Origin of the sequence: Mannheimia granulomatis (assembly GCF_013377255.1) — a bacterium.
Taxonomy (GTDB): Bacteria; Pseudomonadota; Gammaproteobacteria; order Enterobacterales; family Pasteurellaceae; genus Mannheimia; species Mannheimia granulomatis.
This window is the reverse complement of sequence record NZ_CP016614.1, coordinates 1794076-1812967: the sequence shown is the minus strand read 5'-3', so window position 1 is coordinate 1812967 and position 18892 is coordinate 1794076. Positions and strand designations below refer to the sequence as shown.

The 18892-nt window shown below is 39.0% G+C and carries 17 protein-coding genes; 9 read left to right on the top strand and 8 right to left on the bottom strand.

Annotation, left to right across the window (positions count from 1 at the left end):
• Position 1 precedes the first annotated feature (1 nt).
• From A6B41_RS08380 to A6B41_RS08340, 9 genes are all read left to right on the top strand, one after another.
• Positions 2 to 418 (top strand): nucleotidyltransferase substrate binding protein, encoded by a 417-nt coding sequence (locus tag A6B41_RS08380; protein ID WP_027074089.1) that lies wholly within the window; start codon positions 2 to 4, stop codon positions 416 to 418.
• Positions 400 to 711 (top strand): nucleotidyltransferase domain-containing protein, encoded by a 312-nt coding sequence (locus A6B41_RS08375; protein ID WP_027074090.1) that lies wholly within the window; start codon positions 400 to 402, stop codon positions 709 to 711. Before A6B41_RS08380 ends, A6B41_RS08375 begins: the two co-directional genes overlap by 19 nt.
• Before the next feature lie 107 nt (positions 712 to 818).
• Positions 819 to 1985 (top strand): tRNA 2-thiouridine(34) synthase MnmA, encoded by a 1167-nt coding sequence (gene mnmA, locus A6B41_RS08370; RefSeq protein WP_027074091.1) that lies wholly within the window; start codon positions 819 to 821, stop codon positions 1983 to 1985.
• A gap of 98 nt (positions 1986 to 2083) precedes the next feature.
• On the top strand, positions 2084 to 3463 hold the full coding sequence (argH, locus tag A6B41_RS08365) for an argininosuccinate lyase (RefSeq protein ID WP_027074092.1): 1380 nt from the start codon (positions 2084 to 2086) through the stop codon (positions 3461 to 3463).
• Between the two features lie 239 nt (positions 3464 to 3702).
• A complete protein-coding gene (locus tag A6B41_RS08360) occupies positions 3703 to 4698 on the top strand; it encodes a RodZ domain-containing protein (protein ID WP_027074093.1) in 996 nt (331 codons plus the stop codon).
• 96 nt (positions 4699 to 4794) lie between these two features.
• Positions 4795 to 5907, top strand: coding sequence for a flavodoxin-dependent (E)-4-hydroxy-3-methylbut-2-enyl-diphosphate synthase (ispG, locus tag A6B41_RS08355; protein WP_027074094.1), 1113 nt, complete (start codon positions 4795 to 4797; stop codon positions 5905 to 5907).
• A 5-nt stretch (positions 5908 to 5912) separates the two neighbouring features.
• A complete protein-coding gene (gene hisS / locus A6B41_RS08350; protein ID WP_027074095.1) occupies positions 5913 to 7184 on the top strand; it encodes a histidine--tRNA ligase in 1272 nt (423 codons plus the stop codon).
• 37 nt (positions 7185 to 7221) lie between these two features.
• A complete protein-coding gene (locus A6B41_RS08345) occupies positions 7222 to 7842 on the top strand; it encodes a YfgM family protein (RefSeq protein WP_027074096.1) in 621 nt (206 codons plus the stop codon).
• A gap of 434 nt (positions 7843 to 8276) precedes the next feature.
• Complete coding sequence (locus A6B41_RS08340; protein WP_027074097.1) at positions 8277 to 9416, top strand: HupA family protein; 1140 nt, start codon at positions 8277 to 8279, stop codon at positions 9414 to 9416.
• 198 nt (positions 9417 to 9614) lie between these two features.
• On the opposite strand, the gene dnaN is transcribed toward A6B41_RS08340, so the two are convergent.
• The 8 genes from dnaN to ybfE form a co-directional block, all read right to left on the bottom strand.
• Entirely contained in the window at positions 9615 to 10718 is a 1104-nt protein-coding gene (gene dnaN, locus A6B41_RS08335) for a DNA polymerase III subunit beta (protein WP_027074098.1), read from the bottom strand.
• A gap of 24 nt (positions 10719 to 10742) precedes the next feature.
• The gene (dnaA, locus tag A6B41_RS08330) at positions 10743 to 12092 is read right to left on the bottom strand and encodes a chromosomal replication initiator protein DnaA (protein ID WP_027074099.1); all 1350 of its coding nucleotides are present in this window, start codon (positions 12090 to 12092) and stop codon (positions 10743 to 10745) included.
• A gap of 198 nt (positions 12093 to 12290) precedes the next feature.
• Complete coding sequence (locus A6B41_RS08325; protein ID WP_027074100.1) at positions 12291 to 14138, bottom strand: ABC transporter ATP-binding protein; 1848 nt, start codon at positions 14136 to 14138, stop codon at positions 12291 to 12293.
• A gap of 122 nt (positions 14139 to 14260) precedes the next feature.
• Positions 14261 to 14770, bottom strand: coding sequence for an S-ribosylhomocysteine lyase (gene luxS, locus A6B41_RS08320; RefSeq protein WP_027074101.1), 510 nt, complete (start codon positions 14768 to 14770; stop codon positions 14261 to 14263).
• Positions 14771 to 14796: 26 nt separating this feature from the next.
• Entirely contained in the window at positions 14797 to 17463 is a 2667-nt protein-coding gene (locus tag A6B41_RS08315) for a PqiB family protein (RefSeq protein ID WP_084493746.1), read from the bottom strand.
• Between the two features lie 84 nt (positions 17464 to 17547).
• A complete protein-coding gene (fur, locus tag A6B41_RS08310) occupies positions 17548 to 17988 on the bottom strand; it encodes a ferric iron uptake transcriptional regulator (protein WP_027074103.1) in 441 nt (146 codons plus the stop codon).
• A 28-nt stretch (positions 17989 to 18016) separates the two neighbouring features.
• Positions 18017 to 18541 (bottom strand): flavodoxin FldA, encoded by a 525-nt coding sequence (fldA, locus tag A6B41_RS08305; protein WP_027074104.1) that lies wholly within the window; start codon positions 18539 to 18541, stop codon positions 18017 to 18019.
• 5 nt (positions 18542 to 18546) lie between these two features.
• Positions 18547 to 18822, bottom strand: coding sequence for a LexA regulated protein (gene ybfE, locus A6B41_RS08300; protein WP_027074105.1), 276 nt, complete (start codon positions 18820 to 18822; stop codon positions 18547 to 18549).
• Positions 18823 to 18892: the final 70 nt, after the last annotated feature.

Genomic DNA, 18892 nt, shown 5'->3' with positions numbered 1-18892 from the left:
GATGAACCAAGATATTCGTTGGAAACAGCGGTTTGATAATTACCAAAGAGCTGTTAATTATTTGAAAGACGAAGCTGAAAAATACTCAGATACAGAGATTGATGTCATCAAAAAAGGGATTATCCAAAGTTTTGAAATTACACACGAACTGGCTTGGAAATTAATGCAGGATATTTTAAAGTCTGAAGGTGAAAGTGGTGTATTGGGTTCTAAATCGGCTTCTCGTCTTGCTTTTAATCGAGGGTTAATTACTCAAGGTGATATTTGGTTAGAAATGGTTAATAGCCGTAATATCACTGTACATACTTATGATAAAGCGGTTTTAACGGAAGAATTTGATAAAATTATCAGAAATTATCTACCGCAATTCATTGCATTTGAGCAAAGAGTTACAGAGTTATGTCAAACTTTGGATTGAATGAGCATCAGACTAAAATTATCTGCGATATTTTAGCCAAATATCCGCAAGTTGAAACAGCAATTATTTACGGATCTCGTGCTAAAGGCAATTATCGGGAAGGGTCTGATATTGATCTTACGTTTAAAGGACAAGATCTCACTTACGATATTGTCAAAAAAATTTGGGGCGATCTTGATGATTCAAGTTCACCTTATTTATTTGATCTCTCAATTTACGATCAATTAACCAACCCTAACTTTATTGAACATATTGATAGAGTAGGGAAAATTTTCTATCATCGAGAAAATTAATTTTTATATGCAAGCGGTAAAATTGGCAAAAAATTTTGCAAATCAGACCGCTTGTTACTTTTATTATTAACCAAGTGCTTCGCCTTAACCGAAGTTACGGGAGAATTATGTCAAATCAATTAACTTCAAAAACTTACCAAACTCATTTCCCCAAATTGACAGCTGAACAGCTTGCCGAAAACGGTCAGAAAAAAGTGATTATTGGCATGTCCGGCGGAGTGGATTCCTCGGTGTCTGCTTTTATTCTTCAACAACAAGGTTACCAAGTGGAAGGTCTCTTTATGAAAAACTGGGAAGAAGATGACGATACCGATTATTGTACTGCCGCGGCAGATCTGGCTGATGCTCAAGCGGTTGCCGATAAATTAGGAATGAAGCTACATAAAATTAATTTTGCGGCGGAATATTGGGACAATGTATTTGAATATTTTCTAGCGGAATACAAAGCAGGGCGTACGCCAAACCCCGACATTTTGTGCAATAAAGAGATTAAATTTAAAGCTTTTTTGGAATATGCAGCAGAAGATTTAGGAGCAGATTATATTGCGACAGGGCATTATGTTCGTCGTAGCTTTGATGAAAATGCAAAATTATTGCGTGGTTTGGATGAGAATAAAGATCAAAGCTATTTTCTCTATGCATTAAACAAAAAGCAGATCGGGCAGAGTTTATTTCCGGTGGGCGAAATTGAAAAACCGATTGTGCGTGCTATTGCGGAAGATTTGGGGTTAGCAACTGCGAAGAAAAAAGATTCTACCGGTATTTGTTTTATTGGCGAACGTAAATTTAAAGATTTTTTGGCTCGTTACTTACCTGCTCAACCGGGGGAAATTCGCACCGTTGAAGGCAAAGTAGTAGGTCGTCACGATGGATTGATGTACCATACTCTTGGTCAGCGTAAAGGTCTAGGTATTGGCGGGGTAAAAGGTTTAAGCGAAGATCCGTTTTATGTAGTAGAAAAGGATCTGATTAACAATGTGTTAATTGTCGCTCAAGGTCACGATAATTCCGCTTTGCTTTCAAGCGGCTTAATCGCTAAACAGCTCACTTGGGTGGATATGCAGCCGTTGCGTGAGAATTTACGTTGTACAGTAAAAACACGCTATCGCCAAGCTGATATTCCGTGTGAAATTCAAGTGATTGATGATGAAAGCATCCGAGTGGTATTTGATGAGCCACAAATTGCAGTTACACCGGGGCAGTCTGCGGTATTTTATCAAGGTGAAGTTTGCTTGGGTGGTGGTATTATTGAGACACAATTAAAATTATCATAAATAAATATTGAAATATTTTGCATATTTATGCAGAATAAACATCAGTTTAAGGCGGTAAAACGCCTTTTTCATTTTCACAATATACAAGGAATAAAAATATGGCTCTTTGGGGTGGACGTTTCACACAACAAGCGGATGCAAAATTTAAATATTTTAATGACTCGCTACGCTTTGACTATCGTTTAGCAATCCAAGATATCGAAGGTTCTATCGGTTGGGCGAAAGCGATTACTACAGTTGGTATTTTAACTGAAGACGAATTAGAAAAATTAATTGCAGCACTCAATGAAGTACGAGCAGAGGTGGAATCTAATCTGGCAATTATTTTAAAAGATGATGCGGAAGATATTCACAGCTGGGTAGAGTCAAAGCTAATTGAAAAAGTGGGTGATTTAGGGAAAAAATTACACACCGGTCGCAGCCGTAATGACCAAGTTGCAGTTGACATTAAAATGTGGTGTAAAGTGCAAGCGGTTGCGTTACAAGAGCGAATTCGTGCTTTACAAGAACGTTTGGTGTTGGTGGCAGAGGAAAATCAAGCTTCTGTTATGCCGGGTTACACCCATTTACAACGTGCCCAGCCGGTCACTTTTGCCCATTGGTGTATGGCATATTACGAAATGCTTGAGCGTGATTTCAGCCGTTTAAGTGATGCTAATAAACGTATGAGTACTTGCCCACTTGGTTCTGGCGCCTTAGCGGGTACGGCTTACGGCATTGACCGTGATTTATTGGCTCGTAATTTAGGTTTTGAAGAGGCAACTCGCAACAGTTTAGACAGTGTTTCAGACCGTGATCATATTTTGGAATTGCTTTCGACAGCCTCAATCAGTATGGTGCATTTATCTCGTTTTGCTGAGGATTTGATAATTTTCAATAGCGGTGAGTCTGGTTTCCTTGAAATGTCCGATCGTGTCACTTCAGGTTCCTCTCTCATGCCACAAAAGAAAAACCCTGATGCTTGTGAGTTAATTCGTGGTAAATCAGGACGGGTATTCGGTGCGTTAACCGGCTTATTAACCATCTTAAAAGGTTTGCCACTCGCTTATAACAAAGATATGCAAGAAGACAAAGAAGGTATTTTTGATGCTCTTGAAACCTGGCAAGCGTGTTTGGAAATTGCAGAGCTTGTTCTAGTTGATATTCAGGTTAATACAGAACGTACCCGTGAAGCGGCTCAACAAGGGTATGCAAATGCAACTGAATTGGCTGATTATCTGGTTGCAAAAGGTGTGCCGTTCCGTGAAGCGCACCATATTGTGGGTGAAGCTGTTGTTTATGCAATCAGTAAGAAAGAGCCGCTTGAGGTGTTAAGCATTGCTGAATTCCAACAATTTCACCCAAGCATTGGTGATGATGTTTACCCGATTCTATCATTAGAATCTTGCTTGGAAAAACGTTGTGCTAAAGGCGGTGTTAACCCACAGCGGGTGACAGAAGCGATTGCAGCAGCAAAAGTGGCTTTATCCTCTTACTAGCTTTCTACAAGCGGTCAGATTTTACGTAAAATTTACGTATCATGCTCGCACTTTATATCACTAGTAAAGATGTGCTTTAAAGGCACGCGTTTGTGTAAAATTTTTGCTAAATATGACCGCTTGAAAATGAAAATTTCAATAATTTTGCTTGTGAAGATTGCAAAATAGGCATTACCTCTTTAAACTTCCGAATAATTTTTGAATTTTTATTTCTAACATTTTATTTTAAAGAGTTTTGTATGATGAAATCAGTTAATTCTCAGCAAGAACAGCTTCATGTAAATGGGGATGGATTAACCTTAGGACAACAATTAAGGGCTGCTCGTGAGGCGTTAAATCTTTCAATTGCAGATGTTGCACTAAAAACTAACTTAAAAAAATCACATATTGAATCGCTTGAGAATGATATTTTCATTTTAAAAAATGTAGCCCCGACCTTTGTGCGTGGTTATGTGCGTAATTATGTTAAATTTTTACGTCTGCCAGAGGTGCTGATTTCGAGTGTAAACTATGGTGAAGTAACGATTCCAAAAGAAGTTACTAAGGTTTCTCCGGTTAAGCCGTCTCCGAATTCGCAAGGTCGCTCATTAAAATATTTAACTATTTTAGTGTTGTTGGCTGCATTAGGGATGACTTTATTATGGTGGTGGCAGGGTTATCAAAAAGATCAGGAAAACCGTGAACAGCTAGTAAATTCTGCTCCTATTAATGTAGAAGCAGTCGGTGCTTTGAATGAAACAGCAGCTACAACTCAATCTATTCCTGTGCAACAGCCGATTGTGCCTGCGACAACATCTGAAATTGCTCCGGCTACAACAGAGCCTGCATTGACGGAAAAAGTTGAGGTAGTTGCTCCAACAGAGGTAAAACCTTCATTAGATGAAGTGTCTGCAGCAACGGAAGCTACTCAAAGTGAGACGGTAAATATTTTACAGAATACACAAACTGAAGGTACACAAACGCAAGCCACAGAACAACAGCAAACTGCAATTGGTAATGATGAGCTACGTATTGAGATTACCGGCTCACAAAGTTGGATTACCGTTCGCGGTACTAAAAATAAGCGACTAGCTGAGAAGCTTTATAGTAATGGTGAAACCTTAACTTTTAATGATAATGAGCAATATCGCCTAACTATCGGGGCTCCTGCGAATGTGAAGCTTTACTATAAGGGACAGGAAGTGCCATTAAAAATTGATGGTCGTGTCGCACGTATTCGTTTACCACTACAATAATTTCATCAGATGAAAAACGCACGGCAAGTTAGCAAGAAGATTGCTCTCTTGGCGAGCGTTTTCTGCTTTATATATTTTTAACTATTATTTGAGAATATGATACATCAATCACCTATTAAACGCCGTGTATCGAAAAAAATCTATGTCGGCAATGTACCTGTTGGCGGTGATGCACCGATTACGGTTCAATCCATGACGAACACTCGCACAACAGATGTAGAAGCAACGGTTGCTCAAATCAAAGCTTTAGAGCGTGTTGGGGCAGATATTGTGCGAGTTTCTGTACCGACCATGGATGCCGCAGAGGCTTTTAAAATTATTAAACAGCAGGTGAATGTACCGCTTGTTGCTGATATTCACTTTGATTACCGTATTGCTTTAAAAGTGGCAGAATATGGAGTGGATTGTTTGCGTATCAATCCGGGTAATATCGGGAATGAAGAGCGTATTCGTGCAGTGGTTGATTGTGCCAGAGATAAGAATATCCCAATTCGTATCGGGGTAAATGCAGGATCTCTTGAGCGTGATCTACAAGAAAAATATGGTGAGCCGACACCGCAAGCTTTATTAGAATCTGCCTTACGTCATGTTGATCACTTAGATCGTTTAAACTTCGATCAATTTAAGGTTAGTGTAAAAGCCTCAGATGTATTTCTAGCGGTCGAATCTTATCGACTTCTTGCAAAGCAGATCGAGCAGCCTCTGCATTTAGGTATTACTGAAGCAGGGGGGGCAAGAGCTGGCTCGGTTAAATCAGCAGTTGGATTAGGCTTGCTTTTAGCAGAAGGTATTGGTGATACATTACGTATTTCGCTTGCAGCTGATCCGGTAGAAGAAATTAAAGTGGGTTTTGATATTTTAAAATCGCTGCGGATTCGTTCTCGTGGTATTAACTTTATCGCATGTCCAACCTGCTCCCGTCAGGAAATAGATGTGATTGCAACGGTTAATGCTTTAGAGCAGCGTTTAGAGGATATTATTACGCCAATGGATGTGTCGATCATCGGCTGTGTCGTAAATGGTCCGGGCGAAGCATTGATTTCCGATTTGGGTGTAACCGGCAGTAATAAAATGAGTGGTTTCTATTTAGACGGTATTCGCCAAAAAGAGCGCTTTGATAACGATAAATTAATCGACCAACTGGAAGCAAAAATTCGTGCGAGAGTCGCACAACAACATAATCGTATAGATATTGAACAAGTAGGATAAATAACGTGGCAAAAACAATTCAAGCAATTCGTGGAATGAATGACTGTTCCCCAACGGAGTCCCCTTTATGGCAATGGGTTGAGGGCAAGGTACGTAATGTATTAGCTAATTATGGGTATGCGGAAGTGCGTATGCCGATTGTAGAAAGCACGCCTCTATTTGCCCGTGCTATCGGTGAGGTTACTGATGTTGTTTCTAAAGAGATGTACACTTTCTGGGATAACGATGAGCAATTAACGCTACGTCCGGAAGGTACTGCAGGCTGCGTGCGTGCGGCAATTGAGCGCGGTTGGATCTATAATAATGAGCAACGTTTATGGTATATGGGGCCGATGTTTAGACACGAACGTCCGCAAAAAGGCCGCTACCGCCAGTTTCACCAAGCCGGTGTAGAAGTATTTGGTATTCCGAATCCGGAAATTGATGCAGAATTAATTATTTTAACTGCACGTTTGTGGAAAGAATTGGGGATAGAGAAGCATGTTTCACTTCAGCTTAACTCAATCGGCTCGCTTGAGGCTCGTGCGAATTATCGCTCGGCATTGGTAAAATTTTTAGAAAATCACACCGCTTTAATGAGTGAGGAAGAAAAAGAGCGTTTAGTAAAAAATCCGTTACGTATTCTTGATACTAAAAATGAAGCCTTGCAAGAGGTATTAAATGATGCCCCTAAATTATTAGATTATTTAGATGATGACAGCCGTGAGCATTTTGCACAATTGTGTGCATTATTAGATGCAATGGGCATTGCATATGAAATTAATCCAAAATTAGTTCGTGGATTAGATTATTACAACAAAACGGTATTTGAATGGGTTACATCAGCATTAGGTTCACAGGGTACAGTGTGTGGCGGTGGTCGCTATGATGGTTTAGTCGAGCAGCTCGGCGGACATGCAACCCAAGGTGTTGGTTTCGCAATGGGCTTAGAGCGTCTGGTGTTGCTAGTTCAAGAAGTGAATAAAGAGATTGATTTACCGAAAGCAGTTGATGTTTATCTGGTATTCTCAGGCGAAGGCGCAACGGTTAATGCGTTCCAAATTGCTGAGAAAATTCGCAGTGAATTACCTCAATTACGCGTGATGACTCACTGCTCGGGCGGTAAATTCCAAAAACAATTCAAACGCGCTGATAAAGTTGAAGCAAAAATTGCATTAGTGATTGGGGAAAGCGAAGTAGCTGAAAAACAAGTTGTGATCAAAGACTTACGTTCAGGCGCAGAGCAAATTACCATTTTACAGGCAGATTTAATTGCTGAGTTAGCAAAGCGTTTTTAAAGAGGGAATTTATCCCTAACGGATAAGGAGAGATTAAATGAGTAATGAATATTTAAATAAAACTGAAGAGCAGCAATTTGAAGATGCAAAGAACTGGTTTAAAGAAAATGGCACCCCGATTTTGCTTGCGATCATTTTAATTTGTGCAGCCAGCTTTGGTTGGAATTTCTGGAAAAATCATCAATTGCAAACTGCGCAACAAACTTCCGCAACATATCAAAATGTAATGGAAAGCTATTTGCAAAATCCAAGCAAAAATCAACCGCTTGTTGAAAAGTTTATTGCGGATAATAAAGACTCAAGTTACGGGACTTTTGCTCAGTTAGAAGCCGCGAAACAAGCAGTGGAAAAAGGCGATTTTTCTGCGGCTAAAACGCTTCTGCAAGCGGCATTGACTAACCAAGATCCGACTTTACAGACTATTGCACGCTTTCGTTTAGCACAACTTGATTATCAGTTAAAATCTTATGATGACGCACTTGCAACGCTAACACAGGTTCAAGACAAAGTTTGGGAGTTACGTAAGCAGATCTTAACCGGTGATATTCTTGTCGCTAAGGGAGATATTCAGGCAGCAAAAGCAGCTTATGAGCAAGCCAAAGCAGTGGCTTCTCCTCAAGAGCAAATTTTAATTGATGTACGTTTGAATAATTTATAGAAGCAATAGACGATGATCTGCACCCTAAAGTTGAACTAAAGAATCAATGAATTAAGGTGCAGATTTTTTATTGTTATGTACCAGAGATTAATATTAGCGATATATAACATTTCTTATGAGTCAAAATAACCTAGGTGAGTTACTTCAACTGTTACATAATCCTTTATGTGTCTATTTTCTGATCCTTATTAAAAGTTTCTTAGCAAATGAATAGAGTAATACAGAGTTGTATCAAATAAAATCGATTGGTATTTTATTATTACTTATTTCATGGAGGGATAAGATTTAGTCATTTTAGGCTGTGATTTTTGGACAAATATAAGTTTTGAATTGGTCGGATATGTTGCTGTTATATCCCTATATTAAAATATCTAGATTTTTTATGGGTAATATACCTATTTTTTTATGTTGTGTGTTTAATCAAGAGGCATTCTATGAAACTTTCAACCAAATTAAGTATTAGCTTAATTACTACTTTTATCCTAATGGGATGTAGTAGTGGAGGTAGCGGTAGTTCCGCAAAATCTGTGCAATCACCAGAGCAGCTAGTAAAACCTGGTACTGCTAATATCCAAAAGCAACCAAAAGTTCAGGAACAACCAAAGGTTCAAGAACAACCAAAGGTTCAAGAACAACCAAAGGTTCAAGAACAACCAAAGGTTCAAGAGCAACCACAAGTTCAGGAACAACCAAAAGTTCAGGAACAACCAAAGGTTCAAGAACAGCCAAAAGTTGAAGAACAGCCAAAGGTTGAAGAACAGCCAAAGGTTCAAGAGCAGCCAAAAGTTCAAGAGCAACCAAAGGTTCAGGAACAACCAAAAGTTCAAGAGCAACCAAAGGTTCGGGAACAACCAAAAGTTGAAGAACAGCCAAAGGTTCAAGAGCAACCTAATCAAGTACCAGAGCATAAATTAGATAATCAAAAAATTTTTGATAGTTTAGATCCTAATGATGCTTGGAGAAATTGGATCTCACTTAAATTAGATGGTGAGGAAGTTAAAGTGTTGCCAGTAGCATCAACAATTACGTTAAATAATAAAAAAGATACTATTGAAACTTTAACAGATAATGACGGACGCCTATTAGGTTACTTTGGTCATGCGATGCTTTCTAAAGAGAAACAAAGCTTAAATCATCCTGATGAAAAGGAGGCAGAATATGTTAATTTGCCATTACTCAAAATGGATGAGAGCCAGAAAACTTTACCTAGTCAAGATATGGAATATTTCGGAAAATTCTACTATCACTATACTCAAAAACCAGTTGAAAGTTTAGAAGGAGATGTATCTGCACGTTATAATCACAGCGATAAAAAAATTGGAATTAATCTAACTGGACAAAATGGAGAGTTCTGGGAAGTAAAAGATAGCTTAAATAGTCATACTGTTGATGTGCAAGGTAGCGGAACAATCTTTGGTCGAGTTTGGGAAGGTAGAAATGCGTTTGGTGAATTTGATGGTGGCATTTATGGAAAAAATGGTGAAATCCTTTCTGGAAACGTCAAGTATACAGATGATAATTCTAAAGATAGCAATTGGATTGGCGTAGTCGGTGCAAAAGCTAAAATAGAATAATAAAACGGAAAACAGAAATTAAATGATCTGCTTCTAAAGTTAGATTCAATAACTAACGACTAGGGGCAGATTTTTTTATGACTAAAATTGGCAAAAATAGTTATAGGTATTCGCATAGATATACAGTTACAGTAAAAAGGGCTGATTCTGATTAAGTAATCAAAAGCAGCCCTTGATTTAACTCACTTTTAGAGTGGATTACAACCTCATCGGCATAATCACATATTCTGCAGAGCTGTTATCGCAATCTTCAATTAAGCAGCTTGAGCTAGAGTCCACCAAGCTAAAACGTACTCGTTGGCATTTTAGTGTATTTAATACGTCTAAAACGTAGCTAACGTTAAAACCGACTTCCATTTCCGGGCTATCGTAGGCCACATCAATCGTTTCTTCTGCTTCTTCCTGCTCAGGATTATTGGCGGTAATTTTGAGCAAGTTATTGCTTAAGGTTAAACGCACACCTCTAAATTTTTCATTTGAAAGGATGGCTGCACGCATTAAAGCACGTTTTAAGGTTTCTGTATCGGCTTCTAAAATACGATCTGCATTACGTGGCAATACGCGACGATAATCAGGGAAGCGACCATCAATTAATTTCGAGGTAAAGACAATCCCATTCATCGTAATGCGGATATTGCTGGAGCCGATTTCTAAGCGTACGGTTTCTCCGCTTGTAGAAACCAGGCGAGAGAGTTCAAGTACGGCTTTACGAGGCACTATCACCGAATGGGTGAGCAGTTCTTGGTTTAATGCCATCGTGCAAACTGCTAAGCGGTGGCCGTCTGTTGCGACTGTGCGTAATAAGTTACCTTCAGTTTCAAACTTCATGCCGTTTAAGAAATAGCGGGCATCTTGGTTTGCCATTGAAAATTGTGTTGCTTCAATTAAACGGGCAAGGGTTGATTGCTCAATAGAAAAATCGACTTCCGGTTTCCAGTCCATTAAATTAGGGTAGTCGCTTGCAGGTAATGTCGCCAGACTAAACTTGCTACGTCCTGCTTTGATAATGGCTTTATCTTCCTCAAAAAGTACGGAAAGTACGCTATCATCCGGTAAACTTTTGCTGATGTCTAAGAATTTTTTGGCAGGAATAGTAAATTTTCCTGAAAAATCGACCGCTTGTAGTAGTTGAGCTTGGGTAGTTAATTCAACTTCTAAATCAGTGCCTGTTAAAGATAGACGATCGCCATCTACTTCAAGTAAAAGATTGTTAATTACAGGCAAGGTTGGGCGGCTACTTAATACGCTACAAGCTTGTTGTAAAGGTTTGAGTAGCTGTTCTCTTGTAATAGTAATTTGCATAATTATTCCTTCATACTTAACAGATTAAGATGATAATTTGCGGGTTAAATTTATATAATCTTCTTGGATATTGCTTTCGCCATCACGCAGTTCATTAATCGTTTTGCAAGCGTGCAGTACAGTCGTATGATCGCGTCCGCCAAATTCTCGGCCAATTTCCGGCAAACTATGGTTTGTTAACTCTTTAGCTAATGCCATTGCCATTTGACGAGGGCGGGCAATGCTTCTTGCTCGGCTTTTTGATTTAATATCTGCTACTTTGATATTGTAATATTCTGCCACAATACGCTGAATATTCTCAATGGTAATGAGATAATCAAAAGAGGCAAAAAGATCTTGTAAGGTTTCCCGTACAGCATCAACTGTAATTGGGCGAAGTGTTAATTTTTGCCATGCAATTACACGGTTTAATGCACCTTCTAACTCACGTACATTAGTACGCAGTTTTTGCCCCATTAAATAAGCGGCATCTTCTTGCAAATCTGCTCCCCGTTCCGCTGCTTTTTGACGGAGAATTGCAACACGGGTTTCTAACTCAGGTGGCTCAATGGTTGCACTAATCCCACCACTTAGACGTGATTTAATCGCAGTATCAATTTTATCAATATTTTTAGGCAATACGTCTGAAGTTAGAATGATCTGTTTTTTTTGCTCAAACAAAGCATTTAATAAATGTAAAAACTCTTCTTGAACCTTAGGTTTGTTTGCTAAAAATTGAATATCATCAATCATAAGCACATCAAGCGAACGATAGAATTTTTTGATTTTTTCCGCATCGTTATTCGAGCTGTTAATCGCTTTAATAATATCGCGATAAAAACGTTCAAGATGAATATATAAAACACGTGTAGTAGGTGTTTGTTTGATCAATTCATTACCGATAGCATGAAGTAAATGTGTTTTACCTAAACCGGTGCCGGCATAAAAAGAGAGTGGATTGCAGTGGCTTTCGCCTAGGTTATCTACTACTTGTTGCGCTACTAATTTTGCCAGTTGGTTTGAACGACCTTGAACAAAGTTTTCAAAGGTTTGATTTGGGTTTAAGCCTGTTTTAAAACCAGAATGTACGGAATCTGAATTTTCCTCTTTTACATTGCTTAGCGGTTTTGACTGCTCGCTAGGCTTAATTCCTACTTTGAGTGTCACAACTAAGTTATCATTTTTAGCTAAAAAACGTGCCAGCTCGGTAATTTCCGATAAGAATTTATCTTTAACCCAATTTTCGACAAATTGATTTTGAGCATAAAGTGTTAGTTCCCCATTATCAGAACTTGCTTGAAGAGGGCGCAACCAAGTACTGTAATCGGTTGGTGAGACTTTAGTTTGTAAGTGATTAAGGCAATCAGACCAAAGGGCAGACACAATTTGCTCCAAAATTATTGTTATTAAAAGCCATAATGATACCTGAAAAAGCAGGATAAATCTTGAAATTTTTTGTCAATATTTTGATAGGTTTCAAGTCTGTTTTTAGCAGGTTTTAATTGGTGATCAAGCGGTCATTTTTTGCCGAAAATTTGTAAATTTTATTGAAAAAATGACCGCTTGAACTAAAGCATCACATGAGATTTATGTTTAGATATCCATGTTTTCCGGCAGGAATCCACCGCTTTGGTGCGCCCAGAGACGGGCATAAACGCCGTTGTAGGCGAGTAGTTCTTCGTGTGTGCCTTGTTCGACAATTTCGCCTTTGTCTAACACGATAAGCCTATCCATCGCCATAATGGTGGATAAGCGGTGGGCGATTGCTACCACGGTTTTACCTTCCATTAGTTTGGTGAGGTTTTCTTGAATAGCCACTTCTACTTCGGAATCTAACGCACTGGTTGCCTCATCTAATAATAGAATTGGGGCATCTTTTAACATAACACGAGCAATTGCAATCCGTTGGCGTTGTCCACCGGAAAGTTTAACACCACGTTCGCCAACATGGGCATCAAAGCCGGTTCTACCTTTGGCATCTTGAAGATGTGGGATAAATTCGCCGGCAGCAGCTTGCTCTACAGCTTTTAGCATCTCTTCTTCTGTCGCAGTTGGGCGACCATACATTAAATTTTCTCTTACAGAGCGGTGTAAAAGTGAAGTGTCTTGAGTCACCAAACCAATTTGTGAGCGTAAGCTCTCTTGGGTAATGTTAGCAATATTTTGTCCATCGATGGAGACAACACCGCTTTGAATATCGTAAAAACGCAAGAGTAGGTTAGTAAGTGTAGATTTACCCGCTCCGCTTCTTCCTACTAATCCCACTTTCTCCCCTGGCTTAATAGTGAGATTGAAATCCTTTAGGAGAGGCTTGCTTGGGTCATAGGCAAAATCCACCTTTTCAAATTTAATTTCTCCCTCGGTTACGCTTAGTATTTGCGCATTTTCTTTATCGACCACATTATGTGGCTTAGAAAGCGTCAGCATACCATCTTGCACTGTGCCTAAATTTTCAAATAGGCTAGCAAATTCCCACATAATCCATTGTGATAAACCTTTAATACGTAGAGCAAGAGCTGTTGAGGTTGCAATTGCTCCTGCACTGACCACGTTATTTCCCCATAGCCATAAACCGATACCGGCCGTTGAAATAATGAGTACCATAGACATGAGATTAGTTACTGTTTCAATTACAGTAACCAAACGCATTTGTTTATGCACGGTAACCATAAATTCTTCCATCGATTCTTTGGCATAAGCGGATTCACGATTGCCATGAGAGAATAATTTTACAGTGGCGATATTAGAGTAAGCATCGGTAATGCGTCCTGTCATCAAGCTGCGGGCATCAGATTGCTCTTGTGCTGCCTGTGCCAATTTTGGCACAAAATAACGAATGGTACAGCCTAAAGCAATTACCCATAAAATAAACGGAATAAATAACCAACCGTCTAATTGCAATAAGATAATGCTAGAGGTAGCGAAATAAACCATTACATAAACCAGCATATCGGCACAGGTCATAATCGCATCACGCACCGATAATGCAGTTTGCATCACTTTGGCAGAAACTCTGCCTGCAAATTCGTCTTGGTAAAAACCTAAACTTTGCCCTAGCATTAAGCGATGGAAATTCCAACGCAAACGCATCGGGAAAACGCCTTGCAGCGATTGAAAACGAATGCTAGATGCAAGGTAAACGAACAGCACTGCGAGCAAGGCAGTAAAGAACATCGTGATAATGGTGCTGCCTTTTTCTGCCCAGAGTTCGGCTGCAGAGTATTTATTGACCCAATCGACCAAATCGCCCATAAATTGAAAGAGAACTGCTTCAATAATACCGACTGCCGCAACCAAGATAGTGAGCAGTAAAATGTATAGCCGTATTCCTTTTGTGGCATCAAAAATAAACGGAATGAGTCCAGATTTTGGTGTTTTTGGCATTTCATTTGGGTAGGTTTCCACCCTTGCCTCAAACCATCTAAAGAGTTTTTCAAACATAAACTAATGATTCCCGAGTATAAAAAAGTAGGGGCAAATAGCAATTTGCCCCAAAATGCAAAATTTCTCTAAAAATTGACCGCTTGTGTTTATAGGGCAAATAATGATTTCCCTCTACAAAATCACGGATTTAACAATTTCTCGTCTAACGCTAAATCTTCGTTCAAATTGACACCTATGCCTGCACTTAATACATTACGGGCAATTTGGTGAGCTTCTTCTAATGAATGTTCTTTATAAGAGCCACATTGATATTCGTTTAATTCTGGAATCGCATCCACAGTTGGGATTTTATTTAACGCATCTTCCATTGAGGCTGTCCAAGCTTTCACGACATCTTCTGCAGAAGGTGATCCGATTAAAGACATATAAAACCCCGTGCGGCACCCCATTGGCGAAATATCAATAATTTCAACATTCTCACTGTTTAGGTGATCTCGCATAAAACCGGCGAATAAATGTTCCATGGTGTGAATACCACGTACCGGTAGGATCTCAATATTCGGGCGACAAAAACGTAAATCGAAGACGGTAATGGTATCCCCTTTTGGGGTAGTCATGGTTTTTGCTACACGTACCGCCGGTGCATTCATTTTGGTATGATCAACTTTAAAACTATCTAATAAAGGCATTTTTTACTCCATCTATAATAATTGCCTTACTCTGCAATGCCTTGCTCCCAAGCAGGAGCATCATCAGGAATTTTGCGTTGTAAGAAAAATCTGCGGTTTGCCTGAGCTTGAGGCTTTACCACGGTTGTGTAAGGGGTTGAGAATTCAATCCCTCCTTTTAATAATTGCGACATCGTGCCTGAGTTCATACTCATACCCTGTAGGCTAATGTCCATTGTATAACCACTGGCTTGCCAGAATTGAGTATTGGTTCTGACTAAGTGCTTGTATTTGTTGTTGATTTTAAGATGAATGAGAACGCGATCGTTTAAGTCACTTAAGCTTAGGTGACTGACCACACCCACTTCCATTCCGCGATAAAGCACAGGGGCTTCTGGCTGGATACCGTTAGCATTGGTTGTTTCAACAATAATTGGGAAACCATTGGCATAGGTCGTTTTTACCGTATCGGTCTCAGCGAGATCAAATTGAGTTTGTACTTTGCCCGAGCCTATATCTACAGTAATATAATTTTGCAATGCAGCATCTAAATTTTTAACACCGGATGTGCTGATTTCTGGGGCGATCACGCTGAACTTTGTTCCGGCTTTGGCGATTAACGGATAGTATTGACCGTTGATGTAAGCGGTTGCTTTTATCTGTTTTTTTGCATTTTGCAATTCAAGCTTTTCAAGCTGACCGATAGTTAAGCCCATATATTTGATGTTCATTCCCTCAGTCAGTTTTGCCGCATCTTTGGCAATTAACGTAATATAAGTATTGCCTGAAGTAGCCTTTTCTTGGCTCTGATAAAGGGTTTTATTTCCTTTGCTTCCGCCATTATCGAAGCTGATTGCTCCTTTTAATGTTCTCATTAAAGGGGAGGCTGCAATATTGACACCTTTCATCGAAACATCAACTGCCATTGCTGGTTCTATCCAGAACCGGCTTTTATCTGTCAATAAGTGGCGGTAGCTAGGCTGTATAAATAATTCAACATCAAATTTTTGCTGTTTTGGTGTAATTTTTATGACCTCACCAACTTGAAAATCCCGGTATAACACTACCGATCCTTCGCTGATTCCCGACAACGATTGAGCAGCAAGTTTTACTGTGGCTGTTTTATCAATACTGGTCATACCTAATTCGGCACTTTCAAGATCTTTATAAAGAGCGTACTGTTTTTTAGGCTTTCCATCCGGTTTATCTGCCAGTAAGCGCACACCGCCTTTTAGCCAATCAGCAGGAGAGGCTGCATTAACTCTTAATCCATCTAAGCCGACGGAAAAATCCATATTGGAAATAGCAACAAATTTACTGTTACTGCCGATTAAATTGCGATAATTCGGATAGATAATGGCACTAAAATGCACATTTTCGAGATCTAATTTTCGCTTTAGTATTTCACCAATTTGTATATCGTTATAGTAAATTCCTTGTCCTATATCCACACCATAAGCTTGAGGGGAGGTTAGGCTAATATCCAGTAAATTCGGTAAGCTAAGGAGATAATCTGCCTCATTTTGTACGGTAAAATTATATTGAGCTTCTCCTTCTCCTGCTTGAATATCGAAGTAGCTTCCCCGTAAAAGCTCCCCTACTTTAGTGAGTTGCTCGGTATTTAAAGATAGCCGCGGCTCTTTGAGTAAAATTTTCGTTTCGGCACGTAACAAATCAGCGTGGTTCGGGTCGATTAATAAAATTCCCTCAACCGGGGTATTTTGTAATTCCGTATTTGGCTGTGTGATATTATCAATTGCTTTCGGCAAAATGAGTTTAGTGAGCGTACCAATTTGCAGGTTTTGGTAAAAAACACCTGTTTCATTCACTTTCAAGTTGGCAGAATGAGGAATTTTGACTTTGACTTCAATTCCACGTTTCGCTGCTTTGAAATCTGAATAGAGCGTAAATTTCTGCCCTTGCTCAGCAACTTCCATATTTTCAGGAGAGTCGAATGCTACTGCACCTTGCACAACAGAGGCAATGCTATCCATATTGACTTTTATGCCCTGTAAATTAATGTCTGCTGAGATACCGCTAATATTCCAAAAGTGGCTATCTTTTTTGACTAAATGAGCATATTTTTTATTGATGACAAGATCAATTTCAAGTTTCTTCTGGTCTTTAGTAAATCGATAATCGGCAATATTTCCGACAGGCACTTTGCGAAAATAAACACCTGCACCGACAGTAATTGAGCCAAGATCATCGGAAATTAAGCGAATCAATAAATCACCATCGCTTACGGTGATCGCTGGGGGATCTTCTTCCGCAATAAATTCGTCAGCAGATTCGCCTTCACCCGGTAGAAGAGTGATATAGTTTCCAGACACAATAGCATCTAAACCGGAGACTCCGGCTAAAGAGGCACTTGGATGTACTAGCCAAAATTTGGTGTCTTTTCGTAAAACGCTTCTGGCTTCAGGATTGATTTCAGCTTGGACTTCAACTTCTTTTAAATTATCAACAAAATAAACACGCTTTACCTGTCCGATTTGCAAACCTTGATAACGAATAGCCGTTTTACCTGCTGTAATACCATCACCTTTTGCAAATCGAATAGTAATTGTTTCGCCTTGTTCTTTTAAAATTTGGAAAAAGAGTAATACCCCAATAATAAAGGCAACAATAGGTAAGATCCAAAAAGGGGATATTTTTCGAGGCGGCCTGATTTGGGCATCTACGACATCTTGTTTATTTTCTTCCATAATCATTTAAAATTAGGGTTACCTATATACAATAATACCGAAGACTCAAAGAACCTTCGGTAACTGATTAATCAATATAGCAGGAAAAGATTATTTTTTCTCATCACAGTTTGATAAATTACTGCATTTACCATAGAGATATAAACTGTGATTAGTTAATTCCATACCGTGTTTTTCACTAATCTCTCGTTGGCGGCGTTCCATATCCGGATCTTTAAATTCAAATACTTTACCACAGTCCATACAAATAATATGATCGTGCTCGTGGTTCATATTCAATTCAAATACCGCTTTATTCGCATCAAAATTATGACGCGTTAATATACTAGCTTCTTCAAATTGATTTAATACACGATAAACGGTTGCCAAACCAATATCTGAGCCTTTTTCTAACAGAATTTTATAAATATCTTCTGCTGAGAAATGTTGCATCTCATCACGAATATCCTGCATTAACGCAAGGATAGTTAAACGAGGTTCGGTTACTTTTAAGCCGACATCTTTTAAACGTTTAATATTTGCTTCAGACATACCTGTCACCTATTTATCTTGAAAGTAATTATGCTAATTGATCTAAACACATTTCTTCGCTTAATTGTTCGCACCATTTATTAACACGCTCTGTAGTTAATTCCGGTTGGCGATCTTCATCAATACATAAGCCGACAAAAGTATTTTCATCCACTAATGCTTGTGAAACTTCGAAAGTATAGCCTTCCGTTGGCCAATGACCAACAATCACTCCACCGTTTGGTTCTACAATATCACGAATGGTTCCCATCGCATCGCAGAAGTATTCTGCGTAATCTTCTTGGTCACCACAGCCAAAGATAGCCACAACTTTACCGTTAAAATCGATCTCTTTAAGGGTTGGCATAAAGTCATCCCAATCTGCTTGAGATTCGCCATAATACCAAGTTGGGATACCAAACATCAGAAAATCGTATGCTTCAATATCTTCTTTTGTGCTTTTTGCAATATCTCGAATATCAATCAATTCAGCCCCTAACTTCTTCTGAATCATCTTCGAAATATTTTCGGTATTACCTGTATCGCTACCGTAAAATAAACCTACAACTGCCATTTTAACTACCTATTTTTGATATAATTATTTAGAATTATTTCAATCAACTGTCCGCGTGAAACCCCACGTTCAGACGCCTGTTCCTCTAATAACCGTACTAGATCCGAATGTAATTTCAATTCCACGCGTTTTAAGCCAAAAGACTTATCCCGCTTTAGTTGGTTACGTTTATTGATACGAATTTGCTGTTCTCTATCAAGAGGGTTTGTACGAGGACGCCCAACTTTTGGTACCGTCGCAAACAGATCTAATGTAATACAATCTGAATCTTGTTTTGCCATTTCTTTTTAATATTGGGCTTTTGCCTCTTTTTATTTCTCATTAATGAGAATGAGAAGCTACTTTTAAGGT

What these genes read in the sequence shown, in the direction of transcription:
- A6B41_RS08380 (WP_027074089.1), top strand. Translation starts at nt 2, where the DNA reads ATGAACCAAGATATTCGTTGGAAACAGCGGTTTGATAATTACCAAAGA.
- ybfE (WP_027074105.1), bottom strand. Translation starts at nt 18,822, where the DNA reads ATGGCAAAACAAGATTCAGATTGTATTACATTAGATCTGTTTGCGACG.
- fldA (WP_027074104.1), bottom strand. Translation starts at nt 18,541, where the DNA reads ATGGCAGTTGTAGGTTTATTTTACGGTAGCGATACAGGTAATACCGAA.
- fur (WP_027074103.1), bottom strand. Translation starts at nt 17,988, where the DNA reads ATGTCTGAAGCAAATATTAAACGTTTAAAAGATGTCGGCTTAAAAGTA.
- A6B41_RS08340 (WP_027074097.1), top strand. Translation starts at nt 8,277, where the DNA reads ATGAAACTTTCAACCAAATTAAGTATTAGCTTAATTACTACTTTTATC.
- A6B41_RS08325 (WP_027074100.1), bottom strand. Translation starts at nt 14,138, where the DNA reads ATGTTTGAAAAACTCTTTAGATGGTTTGAGGCAAGGGTGGAAACCTAC.
- A6B41_RS08315 (WP_084493746.1), bottom strand. Translation starts at nt 17,463, where the DNA reads ATGATTATGGAAGAAAATAAACAAGATGTCGTAGATGCCCAAATCAGG.
- argH (WP_027074092.1), top strand. Translation starts at nt 2,084, where the DNA reads ATGGCTCTTTGGGGTGGACGTTTCACACAACAAGCGGATGCAAAATTT.
- ispG (WP_027074094.1), top strand. Translation starts at nt 4,795, where the DNA reads ATGATACATCAATCACCTATTAAACGCCGTGTATCGAAAAAAATCTAT.
- A6B41_RS08345 (WP_027074096.1), top strand. Translation starts at nt 7,222, where the DNA reads ATGAGTAATGAATATTTAAATAAAACTGAAGAGCAGCAATTTGAAGAT.
- dnaN (WP_027074098.1), bottom strand. Translation starts at nt 10,718, where the DNA reads ATGCAAATTACTATTACAAGAGAACAGCTACTCAAACCTTTACAACAA.
- mnmA (WP_027074091.1), top strand. Translation starts at nt 819, where the DNA reads ATGTCAAATCAATTAACTTCAAAAACTTACCAAACTCATTTCCCCAAA.
- A6B41_RS08375 (WP_027074090.1), top strand. Translation starts at nt 400, where the DNA reads ATGTCAAACTTTGGATTGAATGAGCATCAGACTAAAATTATCTGCGAT.
- A6B41_RS08360 (WP_027074093.1), top strand. Translation starts at nt 3,703, where the DNA reads ATGATGAAATCAGTTAATTCTCAGCAAGAACAGCTTCATGTAAATGGG.
- luxS (WP_027074101.1), bottom strand. Translation starts at nt 14,770, where the DNA reads ATGCCTTTATTAGATAGTTTTAAAGTTGATCATACCAAAATGAATGCA.